20 protein-coding genes are annotated in these 18,621 nt (G+C 54.7%); 15 read left to right on the forward strand and 5 right to left on the reverse strand.

The window, feature by feature from the left end:
• Positions 1 to 334: 334 nt before the first annotated feature.
• Entirely contained in the window at positions 335 to 1,603 is a 1,269-nt protein-coding gene (locus tag AB2B48_RS14015) for an OprD family outer membrane porin (protein ID WP_368299437.1), read from the forward strand.
• Positions 1,604 to 1,705: 102 nt separating this feature from the next.
• Here the strand turns inward: AB2B48_RS14015 and speB are convergent, their stop codons facing one another.
• The 3 genes from speB to yqgB form a co-directional block, all read right to left on the reverse strand.
• A complete protein-coding gene (gene speB / locus AB2B48_RS14020) occupies positions 1,706 to 2,626 on the reverse strand; it encodes an agmatinase (RefSeq protein WP_123652553.1) in 921 nt (306 codons plus the stop codon).
• Between the two features lie 209 nt (positions 2,627 to 2,835).
• A complete protein-coding gene (speA, locus tag AB2B48_RS14025; RefSeq protein ID WP_185668312.1) occupies positions 2,836 to 4,812 on the reverse strand; it encodes a biosynthetic arginine decarboxylase in 1,977 nt (658 codons plus the stop codon).
• 8 nt (positions 4,813 to 4,820) lie between these two features.
• A complete protein-coding gene (gene yqgB / locus AB2B48_RS14030) occupies positions 4,821 to 4,952 on the reverse strand; it encodes an acid stress response protein YqgB (RefSeq protein ID WP_185668313.1) in 132 nt (43 codons plus the stop codon).
• Between the two features lie 173 nt (positions 4,953 to 5,125).
• On the opposite strand from yqgB, the gene AB2B48_RS14035 reads away from it, so the two are divergent.
• The 9 genes from AB2B48_RS14035 (at position 5,126) to ruvX (ending at position 12,917) form a co-directional block, all read left to right on the forward strand.
• Positions 5,126 to 5,434, forward strand: a complete 309-nt coding sequence (locus AB2B48_RS14035) for a hypothetical protein (RefSeq protein WP_255581259.1) — start codon at positions 5,126 to 5,128, stop codon at positions 5,432 to 5,434.
• A gap of 166 nt (positions 5,435 to 5,600) precedes the next feature.
• The gene (gene metK, locus AB2B48_RS14040; protein WP_220439526.1) at positions 5,601 to 6,755 is read left to right on the forward strand and encodes a methionine adenosyltransferase; all 1,155 of its coding nucleotides are present in this window, start codon (positions 5,601 to 5,603) and stop codon (positions 6,753 to 6,755) included.
• Positions 6,756 to 7,243: 488 nt separating this feature from the next.
• Positions 7,244 to 8,638 carry a sugar porter family MFS transporter gene (locus AB2B48_RS14045; RefSeq protein WP_185668316.1) on the forward strand — a complete coding sequence of 465 codons (1,395 nt, stop codon included), beginning with the start codon at positions 7,244 to 7,246 and terminating at the stop codon, positions 8,636 to 8,638.
• Positions 8,639 to 8,715: 77 nt separating this feature from the next.
• Positions 8,716 to 9,216: a SprT family zinc-dependent metalloprotease gene (locus AB2B48_RS14050; RefSeq protein ID WP_074398731.1), complete on the forward strand. Its 501-nt coding sequence runs from the start codon at positions 8,716 to 8,718 to the stop codon at positions 9,214 to 9,216.
• A 94-nt stretch (positions 9,217 to 9,310) separates the two neighbouring features.
• Positions 9,311 to 10,018 (forward strand): deoxyribonuclease I, encoded by a 708-nt coding sequence (gene endA, locus AB2B48_RS14055; RefSeq protein ID WP_064542663.1) that lies wholly within the window; start codon positions 9,311 to 9,313, stop codon positions 10,016 to 10,018.
• A 78-nt stretch (positions 10,019 to 10,096) separates the two neighbouring features.
• Complete coding sequence (gene rsmE, locus AB2B48_RS14060; protein ID WP_185668318.1) at positions 10,097 to 10,828, forward strand: 16S rRNA (uracil(1498)-N(3))-methyltransferase; 732 nt, start codon at positions 10,097 to 10,099, stop codon at positions 10,826 to 10,828.
• Positions 10,829 to 10,840: 12 nt separating this feature from the next.
• Complete coding sequence (gene gshB, locus AB2B48_RS14065) at positions 10,841 to 11,788, forward strand: glutathione synthase (RefSeq protein WP_035892023.1); 948 nt, start codon at positions 10,841 to 10,843, stop codon at positions 11,786 to 11,788.
• 146 nt (positions 11,789 to 11,934) lie between these two features.
• Positions 11,935 to 12,498, forward strand: a complete 564-nt coding sequence (locus AB2B48_RS14070) for a YqgE/AlgH family protein (protein WP_185668319.1) — start codon at positions 11,935 to 11,937, stop codon at positions 12,496 to 12,498.
• Entirely contained in the window at positions 12,498 to 12,917 is a 420-nt protein-coding gene (gene ruvX, locus AB2B48_RS14075; RefSeq protein WP_035892025.1) for a Holliday junction resolvase RuvX, read from the forward strand. The genes AB2B48_RS14070 and ruvX overlap by 1 nt, the downstream gene beginning before the upstream one ends.
• A gap of 99 nt (positions 12,918 to 13,016) precedes the next feature.
• On the opposite strand, the gene AB2B48_RS14080 is transcribed toward ruvX, so the two are convergent.
• Both AB2B48_RS14080 and AB2B48_RS14085 read right to left on the reverse strand, forming a co-directional pair.
• Complete coding sequence (locus AB2B48_RS14080; protein WP_185668417.1) at positions 13,017 to 13,670, reverse strand: LuxR C-terminal-related transcriptional regulator; 654 nt, start codon at positions 13,668 to 13,670, stop codon at positions 13,017 to 13,019.
• Positions 13,671 to 14,192: 522 nt separating this feature from the next.
• Positions 14,193 to 15,173 carry a type IV pilus twitching motility protein PilT gene (locus AB2B48_RS14085; protein ID WP_368299438.1) on the reverse strand — a complete coding sequence of 327 codons (981 nt, stop codon included), beginning with the start codon at positions 15,171 to 15,173 and terminating at the stop codon, positions 14,193 to 14,195.
• A gap of 16 nt (positions 15,174 to 15,189) precedes the next feature.
• On the opposite strand from AB2B48_RS14085, the gene AB2B48_RS14090 reads away from it, so the two are divergent.
• From AB2B48_RS14090 to hemW, 5 genes are read left to right on the forward strand one after another with little or no spacing between them, the layout of a single operon-like run.
• Positions 15,190 to 15,894, forward strand: coding sequence for a YggS family pyridoxal phosphate-dependent enzyme (locus AB2B48_RS14090; protein WP_368299439.1), 705 nt, complete (start codon positions 15,190 to 15,192; stop codon positions 15,892 to 15,894).
• An 18-nt stretch (positions 15,895 to 15,912) separates the two neighbouring features.
• Positions 15,913 to 16,479, forward strand: a complete 567-nt coding sequence (locus AB2B48_RS14095) for a YggT family protein (RefSeq protein ID WP_220439532.1) — start codon at positions 15,913 to 15,915, stop codon at positions 16,477 to 16,479.
• Positions 16,476 to 16,766, forward strand: a complete 291-nt coding sequence (gene yggU, locus AB2B48_RS14100; protein WP_185668323.1) for a DUF167 family protein YggU — start codon at positions 16,476 to 16,478, stop codon at positions 16,764 to 16,766. The genes AB2B48_RS14095 and yggU overlap by 4 nt, the downstream gene beginning before the upstream one ends.
• Before the next feature lie 8 nt (positions 16,767 to 16,774).
• Positions 16,775 to 17,368, forward strand: a complete 594-nt coding sequence (locus tag AB2B48_RS14105) for an XTP/dITP diphosphatase (protein WP_368299440.1) — start codon at positions 16,775 to 16,777, stop codon at positions 17,366 to 17,368.
• Complete coding sequence (hemW, locus tag AB2B48_RS14110; protein WP_368299441.1) at positions 17,361 to 18,497, forward strand: radical SAM family heme chaperone HemW; 1,137 nt, start codon at positions 17,361 to 17,363, stop codon at positions 18,495 to 18,497. Before AB2B48_RS14105 ends, hemW begins: the two co-directional genes overlap by 8 nt.
• Positions 18,498 to 18,621 lie beyond the last annotated feature (124 nt).

Genomic DNA, 18,621 nt, shown 5'->3' on the forward strand with positions numbered 1-18,621 from the left:
AATGGCTAAACGGCATTAATTGATAATTTAAGCGCACAAACCGTTAAATATACGTAGATGTCGCCCCGGTCAAATATATAAGCCAACACCGCAGCGCTCGAACATTTATTCTGAATATTAAATAAAAAATATACTATTTACCTTTCAGGAAGTTCTTTTACCTTATTTTTAAATAGTCCATAGCTATTCACGAGATCCAGGCGCTACGCACCCTGTAGCACGATCCATCGCGACACATCCATTCATACAATGATTGCTTTCGACACTTTTTCAGGCGACTATCCGAACGGTAACAACACAATTCGACCGTCAGATAAACAGAGAAGTTCCCTCCGTGAAAAATAAATTAACGTTAATTGCTTTAAGTATTATTGCCTCTGCGCCAGCTTTCGCAAGCCAACAATCCGACAGCCAGGGTTTTATTGATGACAGCCATCTGGATCTCTTTTTACGTAACGCCTATATCAAACGCGACTATCGCGATGGGCTGCATGATAAGAGCGAATGGGGCCAGGGCTTTATCGCGACCTTTGAATCCGGCTTCACCCAGGGCCCTATCGGTTTCGGCGTAGACGGTATCGCTCAGTACGGCGTGCGCCTGGACGGCGGTCGCGGTAACAGCGGCGCTGGCGGCATCGACTTTTTCGCTCAGGATAACGACGGCCGTGCGAAATCTGATTTAGCCAAATTCGGCGCGACCGCTAAAATGCGCTTCTCCAATACCGTGCTGAGCTACGGCAACCAGCGCCCAACGCTGCCAATTCTCTACGCCGACGATTCTCGCCTGCTGTATGAAACCTTCACCGGGACCATGCTGACCTCTAAAGAGATCGCCGGTCTGGAAGTGAACGCCGGTTACTTCACCGACGAGCAGCGTAAAAGCGACGATAGCCACAACAGCGGCCTGCAGAGCATTACCTTCGGCGGCGCGAGCTATCAGTTTAACGACCAGTTGAGCGGTGCGCTTTACGCCTCCCACGTTGAAGAGGTGCTGAACAAGCAATATCTCGGTCTGAACTATGCTCAGCCGCTGGCGGCAGACCAGAAGCTGGTCTTCGACTTCAACGGCTATAACTCTCGTCTGGAGCAGGAATACGCCGACTCGCTGGATACCGGCCGCAGCAACAGCATCTGGAGCCTGGCCACCAGCTACATCTGGGATATTCACACCTTCAAAATTGCTTACCAGCAGAGCAGCGGCAGCACCGGCTATCACTACGGCAGCTACCAGGATCAAGGCGGCGTCGGTGACGGCGGCAATACCATCTGGCTGGCGAACTCTTACTGGTCTGATTTCAACGGTGAAGATGAGCGTTCATGGCAGGCGTCCTACGCGCTGGACTTTGGCGGGCTGGGTTTACCAGGTCTGAGCTGGACCACGGCGTACGTTCGCGGCGATAACATCAAGACGGCGGAAACCAATAACGGTAAAGAGCACGAGTGGTTTAACCAGGTACAGTACCAGGTCCAGAACGGCCCGGCGAAAGATCTGAAGTTTAAAGTTCGCTACTCGGTGCTGCGCGTTTCCAGCAACGCCAGCGACTATAACGTCAGCGGTAATGAAGTACGCGTTTACGTCGAGTATCCGTTTAACGCGTTTTAATCGTTGAGTGGTTCCCGGCGTCGCTGCGCTCGGCCGGGCTACATGTCAATCGTAGCCCGGCCGAGGCGTTTACGCCGACGCCGGGGAACCTCCGCGAAGGTCTTACTCGCCCTTCTTCGCCGCCTGGATGTACAGCATTTCCAGCGCCAGCGTCGCCGCCGCCAGTGCGGTGATCTCAGATTGATCGTACGCCGGTGCGACTTCTACCACGTCCATACCGACGATGTTCAGATCCTTCAGGCCGCGCACCAGTTTAATGGCGCGATCGGAGGTCAGGCCGCCGATTACCGGTGTACCGGTACCCGGTGCAAACGCCGGATCCAGACAGTCGATGTCAAAGGTCAGGTAGACCGGCATATCGCCAACGATCTGCTTAACCTGCGCGATGATATCGTCCACGGTGCGATCGTTCACCTGGCCTGCATCCAGTACGGTGAAGCCGTTGTCTTTGTCGAACTCGGTACGGATACCAATCTGTACGGAATGGTTCGGGTCGATCAGACCTTCGTTCGGCGCGGTGAAGAACATGGTGCCGTGGTCGAACTCGCAGCCATTGGCATAGGTATCGGTGTGGGCATCGAAGTGCACCAGCGCCATTTTGCCAAAATGCTTCGCGTGCGCACGCAGCAGCGGCAGCGTCACGAAGTGGTCGCCGCCGAAGGAGAGCATGCGTTTACCGGCCGCCAGCAGTTTTTCCGCGTGCGCCTGCAGTTTTTCACTCATCTCACGGGCGTCGCCGAAGGCGTAAACCAGGTCACCGCAATCCACGACGTTCAGGCGTTCACGCATGTCGAAGTTCCACGGGAAGCGGTTGTGCTCCCAGGCCAGGTTAGTGGAAACCTGGCGAATAGCCGCCGGGCCGTGACGGCCACCGGCACGACCTGAGGTCGCCATATCAAACGGTACGCCAGTAATGACCCAATCCGCGTCGCTGTCGTACGGCATGAAGTTCATCGGCAGACGAAGAAAACCAAACGCGTTGGAAACCAGGGAGTTATCGTATTGATGACCTAAGGTGCTCATATGCTGACCTCTTTTAAAATCGCTGTAAAAAAAATCCCCTCCGCGTCGTTAGGCCCGACGAGGAAGGGATTGATTTGGTAACTGTATATTTGCGGCGGATTATCGCCGTTAATTTGTACGGATTCAAGCGCAGCGGAGACCGTGCGCCTGGTGCCCTCACCCCGGTCCTCTCCCTGAGGGAGAGGGTTAGGGTGAGGGGCCCCGTAAACTTACTCGTCTTCCAGATAAGTATAGCCGTACAGACCTGCTTCAAACTCTTCCAGGAACTGCTGCTGCAGCTCGGCGTCGAGATCGGTGTTTTTCACCTGGTCACGGAACTGCGTCAGCAGGGTGTTCGGATCCAGCTGCACGTATTGCAGCATGTCCGCCACCGTATCGCCTTCATCAGACAGCTCAACTTCCACGCTGCCGTCAGGGAAGACGAACACGTCAACCGCTTCGGTATCGCCGAACAGGTTGTGCATGTTGCCGAGGATCTCCTGATACGCCCCTACCATAAAGAAGCCCAGCATCGGCGGGTTCTCCGGGTCGTATTCCGGCATTGGCATGGTGGTCGCAATCCCGTCGCCGTCGACGTAGTGGTCGATAGCACCGTCGGAGTCACAGGTAATATCCAGCAGCACCGCGCGGCGCTCTGGCACCTGATTCAACCCTTCCAGCGGCATCACCGGGAACAGCTGATCGATACCCCACGCATCCGGCATCGACTGGAACAGCGAGAAGTTGACGTAAATCTTATCCGCCATACGCTCTTGCAGCTCGTCGATAATTGGACGGTGTGCGCGGTTGCTCGGGTCGAGCTGCTTCTGCACTTCGTGACACATGTTCAGGTAGAGCTGCTCGGCCCACGCGCGCTCGTGCAGGCTAAAGGAGCCTGAAGAGTAGCCGACGTGAATATCGTGCAGGTCCATCTGGCTGTCGTGCAGCCATTCGCGCAGCGAGCGGCGGTTGCCCGGCTCGTGCATCTCCTGCCAGGTTTCCCACATGCTTTGCAGCGCGCGTGGCGCATCATCAGCAGGCGGTGTTGCTTCGGTATGTTCGCTACGTTCAACGCCGATAATGTTAGACACCAGCACCGTGTGGTGCGCGGTCACCGCACGACCGGACTCGGTAATCACCGTCGGGTGCGGCAGGCCGTGCTCTTCACACGCATCGCCAATCGCCCAGATGATGTTGTTGGCGTATTCGTTCAGGCCGTAGTTCACGGAGCAGTCGGACTGCGAGCGGGTACCTTCGTAGTCCACACCCAGGCCACCGCCCACGTCGAAGCACTGAATGTTGACGCCAAGTTTGTGCAGCTCAACGTAGAAACGGGCGGATTCACGTACGCCGGTCGCGATATCGCGAATGTTCGCCATCTGCGAACCGAGGTGGAAGTGCAGCAGTTGGATGCTATCCAGACGACCGCGTTCACGCAGGATTTCCACCAGTTGCAGAACCTGGTTTGCCGCCAGGCCGAACTTGGATTTTTCACCGCCGGAGGACTGCCACTTACCGGAACCCTGAGAAGCCAGACGCGCACGCACGCCAAGGCGTGGCACCACGTTCAGGCGCTCGGCTTCTTCCAGCACGATGGCAATTTCAGACATCTTTTCGATGACCAGATAGACCTTGTGGCCCATCTTCTCGCCGACCAGCGCCAGACGAATGTATTCGCGGTCTTTATAGCCGTTACAGACGATCACGCTACGGGTCATGCCCGCGTGCGCCAGCACGGCCATCAATTCAGCTTTAGAACCGGCTTCCAGCCCCAGCGGTTCCCCGGAGTGGATCAACGATTCAATCACGCGGCGATGCTGGTTAACCTTAATTGGGTAAACCAGGAAGTAGTCGCCGTTATAGCCGTAAGATTCACGCGCACGTTTGAACGCCGCGTTAATCGAACGCAGACGATGCTGCAGGATCTGCGGGAAGCAGAACAACGCAGGCAGACGTTGCCCCTGTGCTTCACGGGCTTTTACCAACTCGGCGAGGTCAACGCGTGCTTCCGGTACATCCGGGTCTGGGCAGACGCTGATGTGGCCAAGCTCGTTGACGTCGTAGTAGTTATTGCCCCACCAGGCAATGTTGTATGTGCGTAGCATTTTGCTGGCTTCCTGGGAGCTCATCGCAACCTCCTGCATGGAACGTAGTACACCGCGTTCGCCTGCTGACGAATGCGAATCGAATGAAATGTCGTCAGACATAGCGAACCTCAATTATTTATAACAAGTGTAAAACAGTTAACTACTATCGCAGCGTGACGTTGCGATAACAACCCATATACAGCCTGAATAGGCAGCAGAACCTGCTGACGCTCCGACTGTGCGACCGGTTTCTTATTCATATCATTATAAAACAAGCACCTGAACACATTATGACGGTTCAGAGAAACCACGAGAAAACTCTTGTTGTGACAAGAGCGCCCTTGTTCAGTGTTCCGTTACCTACCGGCTCGGGAGTCCTGAGTAGCGCCGAAATGGGTATAACATCGGCTGGTATGCAAAGCAGAATGGGGGGTTGCGGGGAACATCGTCGCGCCAGGACGGCACGGTAGAATCAGCAGAATACAACGGTTCATTATCTCGTATCACCTCCACGGCCGCCCCGAAAGACGAACCTCAAGCCAAAGCAAAAGTCTTAGCCCGGCTGGAAGTGGCAACACGAAAAATGACGTGTGCTTTTTTGTATGAGCCGCGCGCGGCGTTTTATACCGATAACCCACCTAAAATGCAAAATATAAATGTGCAGCTTGCCGCCGGTGTCAGGAAAAATTTCCAATCTCAGTTGCAGCAGAATGCGAGCTATCTCAAAAAAAACTGGCAATGAGGTGAAGATGTGACCTAAAATAGCCGTCCAGATGTTAATCCATCTATACCGATTAACACTCAGACTGCCAGTGACGGCAACCATTAAGTCCGTGGTATAATCTTCCATCGTGATTATTCAAAACAACAGTTTGAGCTAACCAAATTCTCATTGGGTGATATTAAATATGGCAAAACACCTTTTTACGTCCGAGTCTGTATCTGAAGGGCATCCTGACAAAATCGCTGACCAAATTTCCGACGCCGTGCTGGACGCCATCCTTGAACAGGATCCGAAAGCGCGCGTAGCGTGTGAAACCTACGTCAAAACCGGTATGGTGCTGGTCGGTGGTGAGATCACCACCAGCGCATGGGTTGATATCGAAGAGATCACCCGTAATACCGTTCGCGAAATTGGCTATGTGCATTCTGATATGGGCTTTGATGCCAATTCTTGTGCCGTACTGAGCGCTATCGGTAAGCAGTCTCCGGACATCAACCAGGGCGTTGACCGTGCCGATCCGCTGGAACAGGGCGCGGGCGACCAGGGCCTGATGTTTGGTTATGCCACCAACGAAACCGACGTGCTGATGCCAGCGCCAATCACCTACGCACACCGTCTGGTGCAGCGTCAGGCTGAAGTGCGTAAAAACGGCACCCTGCCTTGGCTGCGTCCTGACGCGAAAAGCCAGGTCACCTTCCAGTACGACGACGGTAAAGTGGTGGGTATCGATGCCGTCGTTCTGTCTACTCAGCACGCCGACAGCATCGACCAGAAATCACTGCAAGAAGCCGTGATGGAAGAGATCATCAAGCCGGTTCTGCCTACCGAGTGGCTGAACGCGTCGACCAAATTCTTTATCAACCCAACCGGTCGTTTCGTTATCGGCGGCCCAATGGGTGACTGTGGCCTGACCGGTCGTAAAATCATCGTGGATACCTACGGCGGCATGGCCCGTCACGGTGGCGGCGCGTTCTCCGGTAAAGATCCTTCTAAAGTTGACCGTTCTGCAGCCTACGCAGCACGCTATGTGGCGAAAAACATCGTTGCCGCAGGCCTGGCTGACCGCTGTGAAATCCAGGTTTCCTACGCTATCGGCGTGGCTGAACCGACTTCCATCATGGTGGAAACCTTCGGTACCGAGAAAGTGCCTGCTGAACAGCTGATTGGTCTGGTTCGCGAGTTCTTCGACCTGCGTCCATACGGCCTGATTCAGATGCTGGACCTGCTGCACCCGATCTACAAAGAGACGGCGGCTTACGGTCACTTCGGTCGCGAAACCTTCCCATGGGAAAAAACCGACAAAGCAGCTCAGCTGCGCGAAGCGGCTGGCCTGAAATAAGGTTTAGCCGTTTTGTTGAAAGCCAGCCTTGTGCTGGCTTTTTTTATGCCTGTAGCTTTGGGAGCTGTTCCCGGCGTCGCTGCGCTCGGCCGGGCTACAGACAGACGCCCATCCCGTAGCCCGGCCGAGCGCAGCGACGCCGGGGAAATCCCCGCACAACAGCATTCATCTCTTTTACGTAACAATTTACAGTTCCACACAATTTTGTGAAAGCGATTACATTAATAGTGCCTTGCGGCACAAGCCCTGCCTTAACGCCATGAAACAGCTTTTCATAATAATGCTTTGTGTTTCAGTAAAGTCTCATTATCGATCTTTTTACTTTATCTGAAACAGCATTAACACCATGATTAAATTGATATTTAACTGATACGTAACTTACACATCAGTGTAACCGATTACACAGTCGTGATTGTAATCACATTTTTTTGCGACATACTCTCCTACCCTAAGCATCGATAGAATCAATGACTCAATTGGAGAGCATCATGCCTAACAATAAAAAACAGGGTCGCTCGAACAAGACAATGACCTTCTTTGTCTGCTTCTTAGCGGCGCTGGCCGGACTGCTGTTTGGCCTTGATATCGGCGTTATTGCCGGTGCATTGCCCTTTATTACAACCGATTTCCAGCTCAGCCCGCATACGCAGGAGTGGGTGGTCAGTTCCATGATGTTTGGCGCCGCAGTCGGGGCAGTCGGCAGCGGCTGGCTCTCCTTCAAGCTGGGCCGTAAGAAAAGCCTGATGATCGGTGCGATCCTGTTCGTCGCCGGTTCCCTGTTCTCCGCCGCCGCGCCAAACGTGGAAATACTGCTGCTTTCCCGCGTACTGCTTGGCCTGGCTGTCGGCGTAGCCTCCTACACCGCCCCGCTGTACCTGTCTGAAATCGCGCCGGAGAAAATCCGCGGCAGTATGATTTCCATGTACCAGCTTATGATTACCATCGGTATTCTCGGCGCATACCTGTCCGATACCGCCTTCAGCTATAGCGGCGCATGGCGCTGGATGCTGGGCGTGATCATCATTCCAGCGGTCCTGCTGCTGATTGGCGTATTCTTCCTGCCGGACAGCCCGCGCTGGTTTGCCGCGAAACGTCGCTTTAACGATGCCGAGCGCGTGCTGATGCGTCTGCGTGATACCAGTGCAGAAGCCAAACGCGAGCTGGATGAAATCCGTGAGAGCCTGAAGGTGAAACAGAGCGGCTGGGCGCTGTTCAAAGAGAACAGCAACTTCCGTCGCGCGGTGTTCCTCGGCGTGCTGCTACAGGTGATGCAACAGTTCACCGGTATGAACGTCATCATGTATTACGCACCAAAAATCTTCGAACTGGCGGGCTACACCAACACCACCGAACAGATGTGGGGGACCGTTATCGTTGGCCTGACCAACGTGCTGGCCACCTTTATCGCGATTGGTCTGGTTGACCGCTGGGGTCGTAAACCAACCCTTATCCTCGGCTTTATCGTCATGGCCGTGGGTATGGGCGTGCTGGGCTCAATGATGCATATCGGTATCCACTCCGCCGTTGCCCAGTACTTCGCCGTACTGATGCTGCTGATGTTTATCGTTGGCTTCGCTATGAGCGCCGGTCCGCTGATTTGGGTACTGTGCTCTGAAATCCAGCCGCTGAAAGGCCGCGACTTCGGGATCACCTGCTCTACCGCCACCAACTGGATTGCGAACATGATCGTCGGGGCAACCTTCCTGACCATGCTGAACTCGCTCGGCAGCGCCAATACCTTCTGGGTATACGGTGGCCTGAACGTGCTGTTCATCTTCCTGACCTTGTGGCTGATTCCGGAAACCAAAAACGTCTCTCTGGAACACATTGAACGTAACCTGATGCAGGGCCGTCCGCTGCGCGAAATCGGCGCTCGCGACTAACCGTCATCCCGCTTCCTCCCGCCTGGGAGGAAGCTTCCTCTTGCACCGCCCCGCTTCACGCTCTATCCTCAGCCGTTATGAAAACCCCTCGAATTCCTATCGCCGTCCAGCAAAACGTCATGCGCAGCCTGCGGGAAAAACTCGCTCAGGCCAACCTGGCGCTGGGGCGTAACTACCCTGAACCAAAGCTGGTTTATCAGCAGCGCGGCACCTCTGCCGGTACCGCCTGGCTTCAGCAGTATGAAATTCGCCTCAATCCTGTGTTGTTACAGGAAAATCAGCAGGCGTTTATTGATGAAGTAGTGCCACACGAACTGGCGCACCTGCTGGTCTGGAAACACTTTGGCCGGGTCGCGCCGCACGGCAAAGAGTGGAAGTGGATGATGGAGAGCGTGCTTGGCGTTCCGGCGCGGCGTACTCATCAGTTCGAACTGGAGTCCGTGCGCAAAAATACCTTCCCCTATCGCTGCCGTTGCCAGCAGCACCAGCTTACCGTTCGCCGTCATAATCGCGTGGTGCGCGGTGAAGCCACCTACCGCTGCGTCCACTGCGGCGAACCATTAGTTGCCGAAATGTAACTAACGGAAATATCTGGAAGTTTTCTGACCTGACTGATTGCATCTGACAACCACATTGGTTACGTTGCGGGCTCGTTTTGAGATGGAGTTCGTGATGTACCGTAATTTGTCTTTTGCCGTGGCATTTGTCGCGGCGGCACTCTCTGGGCAGGCGCTCGCCGAGGGTATTAACAGCTTTTCCCAGGCGAAAAGCGCAGGCGTAAAAGTGAATAGCGACGTTCCCGGCGATTTCTACTGCGGCTGTAAAATTAACTGGCAGGGTAAGAAAGGCGTTATCGATCTGGAATCCTGCGGCTATAAAGTGCGTAAAAATGAGAACCGCGCCAGCCGGGTCGAGTGGGAGCACGTTGTCCCGGCGTGGCAGTTCGGCCATCAGCGCCAGTGCTGGCAGGATGGCGGGCGGAAGAACTGCGCCAAAGACCCGGAATACCGCAAGATGGAGAGCGATATGCATAACCTGCAGCCCGCCGTCGGCGAGGTGAACGGCGATCGCGGCAACTTCATGTACGGGCAGTGGAACGGTGGTGAAGGCCAGTACGGCCAGTGCGCGATGAAGGTCGACTTTAAAGAGAAAGTCGCCGAGCCGCCGGAGCGTTCACGCGGTGCCATCGCCCGTATCTACTTCTATATGCGCGACCGCTATCAGTTGACGCTCTCCCGCCAGCAAACCCAGCTATTCAACGCCTGGGACAAAATGTATCCCGTCAGCCAATGGGAGTGCGAACGCGACCAGCGCATCGCTAAAATTCAGGGCAACCATAATCCATATGTGCTGCAGGCTTGCCAGGCGCAAAAGAGCTAACCTACACTAGCGGCAATTGTAATTTTGCCCTGCCCTCTCCCCGGCGGAGAGGGCGTAGCCACAGATGGAATTCAGACTATGCGCATCCCTCGCATCTATCACCCAGAATCACTCACCGTCGGCACGCAGGTTGCCCTATGCGAAGATGCGGCGAACCACGTCGGGCGCGTTTTGCGCATGGGCAAAGGCCAGGCCATTCAGCTGTTTGACGGCAGCAATCACGTCTTTGAGGCCGTTATCACCGATGCCGGTAAAAAGAACGTGACGGTTGAAATCCAGAGCAGCACCCTCGACGACCGCGAATCCCCTATCCATATTCACTTAGGCCAGGTGATGTCGCGCGGCGATAAAATGGAATTCACCATCCAGAAATCGATTGAACTGGGTGTAAGCCTCATTACGCCACTTTTTTCCGAGCGCTGCGGCGTTAAACTGGATGCCGAGCGTCTGAATAAGAAGATTCAGCAGTGGCAAAAAATCGCGATTGCCGCCTGTGAGCAGTGCGGTCGCAACCAGGTTCCGGAGATTCGACCGGCGATGGACGTTGAGGCATGGTGCGCCGAGCAGGATGATGCACTGAAGCTCAATCTGCATCCGCGCGCCAGCGCCAGCATCAACACGCTGCCGCTGCCGGTGGAGCGCGTACGCCTGCTGATTGGCCCGGAAGGCGGCCTGTCAGCGGATGAAATTGCCATGACCGCACGCTACCAGTTTACTGATATTCTGTTGGGGCCTCGCGTTTTGCGCACAGAGACTACCGCACTCACCGCCATCACCGCACTGCAGGTGCGCTTTGGTGATTTGGGTTAAAGGAGAACAATAATGATCAAGCTCGGCATCGTGATGGATCCCATCGCAAGCATCAACATCAAGAAAGACACCAGCTTCGCTATGCTGCTGGAAGCACAGCGTCGCGGCTATGAACTCCACTATATGGAGATGAACGATCTTTATCTGATCAACGGCGAATCCCACGCCCGTACGCGTCTTCTGAGCGTTGAGCAGAACTACGATAAATGGTACGAGTTCGGCAGCGAGCAGGATATTAAACTCGCCGACCTCGACGTTATCCTGATGCGTAAAGATCCGCCGTTCGACACCGAATTTATCTACGCAACCTATATTCTGGAGCGCGCGGAAGAAAAAGGGACGCTGATCGTCAACAAGCCGCAGAGCCTGCGCGACTGTAACGAGAAGCTGTTTACCGCCTGGTTCTCCGACCTGACGCCAGAAACGCTGGTCACCCGCAACAAAGCCCAGCTGAAAGCGTTCTGGGAAAAGCACGGCGACATCATCATGAAGCCGCTGGACGGCATGGGCGGCGCCTCTATCTTCCGCGTGAAGGAAGGGGATCCGAACATTGGCGTGATTGCCGAGACCTTGACCGAACTGGGCAGCCGCTACTGCATGGCGCAGAACTATCTGCCCGCCATCAAAGACGGCGATAAGCGCGTACTGGTGATCGACGGTGAGCCGGTGCCTTACTGCCTGGCGCGTATCCCGCAGGGCGGCGAAACCCGTGGTAACCTGGCTGCCGGTGGTCGTGGCGAGCCGCGTCCGCTGAGCGAAAGCGACTGGGCCATCGCCCGTAAAGTCGGCCCGACGCTGAAAGCCAAAGGTCTGATCTTCGTTGGCCTCGACATCATCGGCGATCGTCTGACGGAAATTAACGTCACCAGCCCGACCTGCGTGCGCGAAATCGAAGCGGAATATCCGATTTCTATCACCGGTATGCTGATGGACGCAATTGAAAAACGCCTGCAAAAATAAGCTATTGCCCTTAAACGGCGGGAGGGAACCCGCCGCCAATCAGGCCTTTCGCCCCCACCGTAAACGGGCAAGCCTGGTGACAGCCGTGTACTTTCCCCGCATACTGGGCATCGCTGCGTATTGAAACAGGACAAGAACCTCTGATAATGAATTTACAGCATCATTTCCTTATTGCTATGCCATCCCTTCAGGATCCTATCTTCCGCCGTTCCGTGGTTTACATCTGCGAATACAACGACGATGGCGCGATGGGCATCATCATTAATAAACCTCTGGAAAATTTGCAGATCGAGGGCATCCTCGAGAAGCTGAAGATCACCGCCGAACCGCGCGATCCCGCTATTCGACTGGATAAACCCGTGATGCTGGGCGGCCCGCTGGCCGAAGATCGCGGCTTTATCCTGCACACGCCGCCGGCGTCGTTCTCCTCAAGCATCCGTATCTCCGATAACACCATCGTCACCACCTCTCGCGACGTACTGGAGACGCTGGGTACCGCGCGTCAGCCAAATGACGTGCTGGTTGCGCTGGGCTATGCCTCCTGGGAGAAAGGACAGCTGGAGCAAGAGATCCTCGATAACGCCTGGCTGACCGCGCCTGCGGATCTCAATATTCTGTTTAAAACGCCGATTGGCGAGCGCTGGAAAGAAGCGGCTAAGCTTATTGGTATCAATATTCTGACCATGTCTGGCGCTGCGGGGCACGCATAATGAGTAGTGGAACACTGCTGGCTTTTGATTTCGGCACGCGCAGCATCGGCGTGGCCATTGGTCAACGTATCACCGGAACGGCACGCCCGCTGGCCGCGCTGAAAGCACAGGACGGCACGCCGGACTGGAATCTGATTGCTCGCCTGCTGAAAGAGTGGCAGCCGGAAACGGTGATCGTTGGTTTACCGCTCAATATGGACGGCACCGAGCAACCGCTGACCGCCCGCGCGCGCAATTTTGCCAACAAGATCCACGGCCGCTTTGGCGTCGCGATCACGCTGCATGACGAACGATTAAGCACCGTTGAGGCTCGCGCAGGGCTGTTTGAACACGGGGGATTTCGCGCGCTGGACAAAGGTAGCGTCGACTCAGCGTCTGCGGTGGTGATTCTGGAAAGTTATTTCGACCAGGGTTTCTAGCGCGGCCGCCCCCGGGAAATCAATTCCCGGGAACAGACCTGTGATACGCGGCTGAGGCTCATCGCACAGCCCACGCATTGGCCATCTGATGTCAGGATATTAGTGACGCAGATTTTCGTTTGCCCAGCTTACCGCCTGAGTTCTGTTTTTCACGCTGAGTTTGCGGAAAACATTATACAGGTGCGTACGCACGGTATTTTCACTGATGAACAATGCGCGAGCAATATCCATATTGGTCGCACCGTGGCGTAATTCATTCAGAATTTCGCATTCACGTTCCGTCAGTGGAACACTATCATGAGTTTCTTCTGTATGTTCAACAGCATACATTGCCGGGTGCATCACGCTCAATTCAGCCGTCTGCTCGCCGTTTAAGACCGCTTTGACGCCCTCAATTAAGCGCGATTCCTCGTCGTCATGACGGAAAACGCCGTACAATGCTGGCCATTGTGCCATTTCGTATAATTCGTACTTCTGTGCGCTATTAATAATAAGCAGGCGCGGAGAGTCGAACTGAGTACGAATAATATCGCGCCAGATACCGTTCAACTTCTTGTTGGAAACAGCGATGTCGAACAACACCACGGTGCCTTTGCTCAGGCGCTGCATCAGCGGCTTGTTGATGTTATGCACATCGACAGAAACCGACAGTAATTCAGCAAGGTAGTTGGCAAATGCGTTGGCTTGTACTGACGGATGGGTGATAAGAATAATCTTGCGGGAATTAGATGCACTCTCTGTTACTTCAAACATTTTGAAACTCTCCATAGTCTATTTCCACCATCATGGTGTTTTATAAGTCAAAGCAAAGGTAAACCTAATACCATTAATAATAAGGATTACTCATGAAGTGAAATAATATTTCATAAGATTAGTCCTAATTACATAAATAGAATAGAACGAAGAGCTAAGAAGTGTCAAAAGAATATCAACCTTTTTTTGTAAGCCTACGCAACATAATGTAATCGAACCATTACAAATAACTCATCCTAATGGCTTAGAGATTATTACTCTATTAGAATAAAAATCGTAGTAAGTTATAAAAATGTTTTGTGCATTATCACGTAGAAACCACAAAAAAATACATTCGCGCAACAGGATAAATAATTATATTTACAAACGCTATTTAAAATATAATCACTTAAAATGTACTTATTGAAAAACAGGAATTACATCACATTATTAATGTATACATTGTGGTAGGAAAAATGTTTCAGCGCCGGGGCTGATTTATCTGTTGGTTGCCAGCGTGAAAAGTATACTCCCTTCACAACGTTATAGCATCCCGGCTTTCACCCGCTGCTGATAGCTCTGGCTGAAAGTCTGCATCCCGCTCTGCAGACCGGTCTGCATCACCCCTGCCAGCTGGTGCGTCTTCCCTTCGCGGATCAGGTTACCCACGGCAGGGGTGTTGATCAGCATTTCAAACAACGCCACCCGCCCGCCGTGCTTATCCGGCTGTAGCTTTTGCGACAGCACCGCGCACAGGCTGCTTGCCAGCTGATGACGCACCGGATCTTTTTCCTGTGCGGGAAAAACGTCAATAAGCCGCTCAATGGCCTGCGCTGCCCCCCGCGTATGCAGCGTTGCCAGTACCAGGTGCCCGGTTTCTGCTGCCGTTAGCGCAAGACGAATGGTGTCGCTATCACGCAATTCTCCCAGCAGGATAACGTCAGGGTCCTGACGCAGAGCGGCCCGCAGTGCTGCGGAAAATGACGCCGTGTGAGCCCCGACTTCACGCTGATGAATTAAACAGCTAGCGCTTTCGTGCACAAACTCCACCGGGTCTTCGAGCGTTACAATATGCCCCTCCAGTTGATGGTTGAGGTGATCAACCATTGCCGCAAGGGTCGTCGATTTACCACTCCCCGTCGCTCCCGTCACCAGGATAAGCCCGCTATCTTCCCGTAGCAGCTCCGCCAGCGCCACCGGCGTATGCAGCGCCGCAAGCGTTGGACACGCTACAGGCAGCAGTCGCAGCACCAGAGAGATGCCCTTGCTGTGCGTAAAGGCGCTGGCACGCAGGCGCGGACAGCCAGGCAGCGAGAGCGCAAAATCCAGCTGATGGCGCTGCTGCCATTCGCGCTTTTGCGCTTCATTGAGCCAGCTCGCCAGCAGCATTTGCGGGTCCGGCGAGGAAAACGGCGCGATCAAAAGCTTTCCGGCCTGGCGCCAGCGTGCCGTCCTGCTGCTACATAGGTGTAGATCCGATACGTTATGCTTTACACTAAGCGACACCATTTCTTGTATATCCATAGACCCACCAGCACATATGAACGATATTGCGCATAACCTGGCACAGGTCAGGGAGAAAATCTCAGCGGCAGCAGTACGTTGCGGCCGTGATTCAGAAGAAGTTACGCTGCTTGCAGTCAGTAAAACCAAACCTGCGAGCGCCGTCGAAGAAGCGGTCGCTGCCGGGCAGCGGGCATTTGGCGAAAACTATGTTCAGGAAGGGGTGGATAAGATCCTCCACTTTCGGGAAAAAGGTATCACCTCGCTACAATGGCACTTTATCGGCCCGTTGCAGTCCAACAAAAGTCGTCTGGTCGCCGAGCATTTCGACTGGTGTCATACCGTCGATCGCCTGAAGATCGCGACACGCCTGAGCGAGCAGCGTCCGGTAGAAATGCCGCCGCTTAACGTGCTGATTCAAATCAACATCAGCGATGAACAGAGCAAATCCGGTATTTCGCTGGGCGCACTGGATGCCCTGGCCGCCGACATTGCCGCGTTGCCAAACGTCCGCCTGCGCGGCCTGATGGCCATTCCGGCTCCGGAAACCGAGTACGAGCGACAACTTGTCGTCGCTCAACAGATGGCAGCCGCGTTTGCGCGGTTGAAAGCAGACTACCCAACCGTCGACACATTATCTCTGGGTATGTCTGACGATATGGAAGCCGCCATCGCGGCGGGTAGTACAATGGTACGCATTGGCACCGCGATTTTCGGTGCGCGTGATTACACAAAAAAATAAGGAACCTCAAGGAACGCCATGAAGACGTTGACCTTCCTGCTCGCTACAGTTCTCGAACTGTACACAATGGTGCTACTGCTGCGCGTCTGGATGCAGTGGGCGCGCTGTGATTTCTACAACCCGTTCTCTCAGTTCGTGGTGAAAATAACCCAGCCTATCGTTGGGCCGCTGCGCCGTATTATTCCGCCAATGGGGCCGCTGGACAGCTCCTCGTTGCTGCTGGCGTTTATCCTGTGCTTTATCAAGGCCATCGTGCTGTTTATGGTGGTGACCTTCCAGCCGATTATCTGGATCTCAGCGGTGCTGATCCTGCTCAAGACGATTGGTCTGCTGATCTTCTGGGTACTGTTGCTGATGGCTATCATGAGCTGGGTCAGTCAGGGCCGCAGCCCGGTGGAATTTGTGCTGATGCAGCTGGCCGAGCCACTGCTGCGCCCAATCCGCCGCCTGCTGCCGTCCATGGGGGGCATCGATTTCTCTCCAATGGTTCTGGTTCTGCTGCTGTACGTGATTAATATGGGCATCGCAGAAGTCCTGCAGGCCACCGGCAATATGCTGCTGCCAGGGCTGTGGATGGCGCTATGAGTGCCGTCACGCCCTGCGATGACGGGCTGGTTCTACGGCTATACATTCAGCCAAAGGCCAGCCGTGACGCGATTGTCGGGGAGCATGGCGACGAGTTAAAAGTCGCCATCACCGCCCCACCCGTTGATGGGCAGGCCAATGCCCATCTGGTGAAGTATCTCGCCAAACAGTTTAAGGTCGCCAAAAGCCAGGTCATCGTCGAGAAAGGCGAACTGGGGCGGCATAAACAGGTTAAAATTATTCATCCGCAACATATTCCTGCGGGCATTGCAGCCCTGACAAATTAGGATATCCCATGCAAAAAGTTGTCCTCGCTACCGGTAACGCCGGTAAAGTGCGCGAGCTCGCCTCGCTGCTCGCTGATTTTGGTCTTGATATCGTCGCCCAGACCGAGCTTGGCGTGGAATCCGCTGAGGAGACCGGGCTGACCTTTATTGAGAATGCGATCCTCAAAGCGCGTCATGCCGCTCAGGTAACCGGCTTACCGGCGATTGCCGACGACTCCGGCCTTGCCGTTGATGTACTCGGCGGCGCGCCAGGTATCTACTCTGCCCGCTATTCCGGCGTGGACGCCACCGACCAGCAGAACCTCGAAAAGCTGCTGGTGACGCTGAAAGACGTTCCGGACGACCAGCGTCAGGCGCAGTTCCACTGCGTGCTGGTGTACCTGCGTCACGCCGAAGATCCCACGCCGCTGGTGTGCCACGGCCGCTGGCCTGGCGTGATTACCCACGCACCGGCGGGTGAAGGCGGTTTTGGCTACGATCCTATCTTCTTCGTACCGTCGGAAGGCAAAACCGCCGCCGAACTCACGCGCGAAGAGAAGATTGCCATCTCTCACCGCGGTCAGGCGCTGAAGCAGTTACTGGAAGCGATGCGCAATGGTTAATCTGCCTCCGCTGAGTCTCTACATTCATATCCCGTGGTGCGTGCAGAAATGCCCGTACTGCGACTTTAACTCGCACGCGCTTAAGGGCGAAGTGCCGCACGACGACTACGTACAGCATCTGCTGAGCGATTTAGATGCGGACGCCGCCTGGGCGCAAGGACGTGAAGTAAAGACCATCTTTATTGGCGGCGGTACGCCGAGCCTGCTTTCGGGCCCGGCGATGCAGACCTTGCTCGACGGCGTGCGTGCGCGACTGAACCTGGCAAGCGACGCGGAAATCACCATGGAAGCCAACCCTGGCACCGTAGAAGCTGACCGCTTTGTGGAGTATCAGCGCGCGGGGGTGAACCGCATCTCCATCGGCGTACAGAGCTTTAGCGACAGCAAGCTGCAACGACTGGGGCGCATTCACGGGCCGGAAGAAGCGAAGCGCGCTGCGCGTCTGGCGAGTGGGCTGGGGCTACGCAGCTTCAACCTCGACCTGATGCACGGGCTGCCGGATCAATCGCTGGAAGAGGCGCTGAGCGACCTGCGTCAGGCGATTGAGCTTTCACCGCCGCATCTCTCCTGGTACCAGCTAACGATTGAGCCTAATACCCTGTTCGGCTCTCGCCCGCCAGTGCTGCCGGACGACGACTCGCTGTGGGATATCTTCGAGCAAGGCCATCAGCTGCTGACCGCCGCGGGCTATCAGCAGTATGAAACCTCGGCTTACGCCAAACCGGGCTACCAGTGCCAGCACAACCTCAACTACTGGCGCTTTGGTGACTATCTCGGCATCGGCTGCGGTGCACACGGTAAGGTGACCTTCCCGGATGGGCGCATTCTACGCACAGCCAAGACTCGCCACCCGCGCGGCTATATGGAAGGACGCTATCTGGAACGTCAGCACGACGTTGAAAACGCGGACAAACCGTTCGAGTTCTTTATGAACCGTTTTCGCCTGCTGGAGCCAGCGCCACGCGCGGAATTCAGCGCCTACACCGGCCTCGATGAAAGCGTGATCCGCCCGCAGCTTGATGAAGCACTGGCACAGAACTACCTGACCGAGTGCGAGGCGTACTGGCAGATCACCGAGCACGGCAAGCTATTTTTGAATTCGCTGCTGGAATTATTCCTTAGCGAATAATGCAACTTATATATTTGCCGTTATTAATAACGGCAAATATATACCTCATTTATTCCGATCTATCTAAATTAATTTTAACGAATAATACCCACATAAATATTTCAATAAAATATTAATAACTAGT

It is taken from the genome of Kluyvera sichuanensis (assembly GCF_040930405.1).
In the GTDB taxonomy this organism is placed as follows: domain Bacteria; phylum Pseudomonadota; class Gammaproteobacteria; order Enterobacterales; family Enterobacteriaceae; genus Kluyvera; species Kluyvera sichuanensis.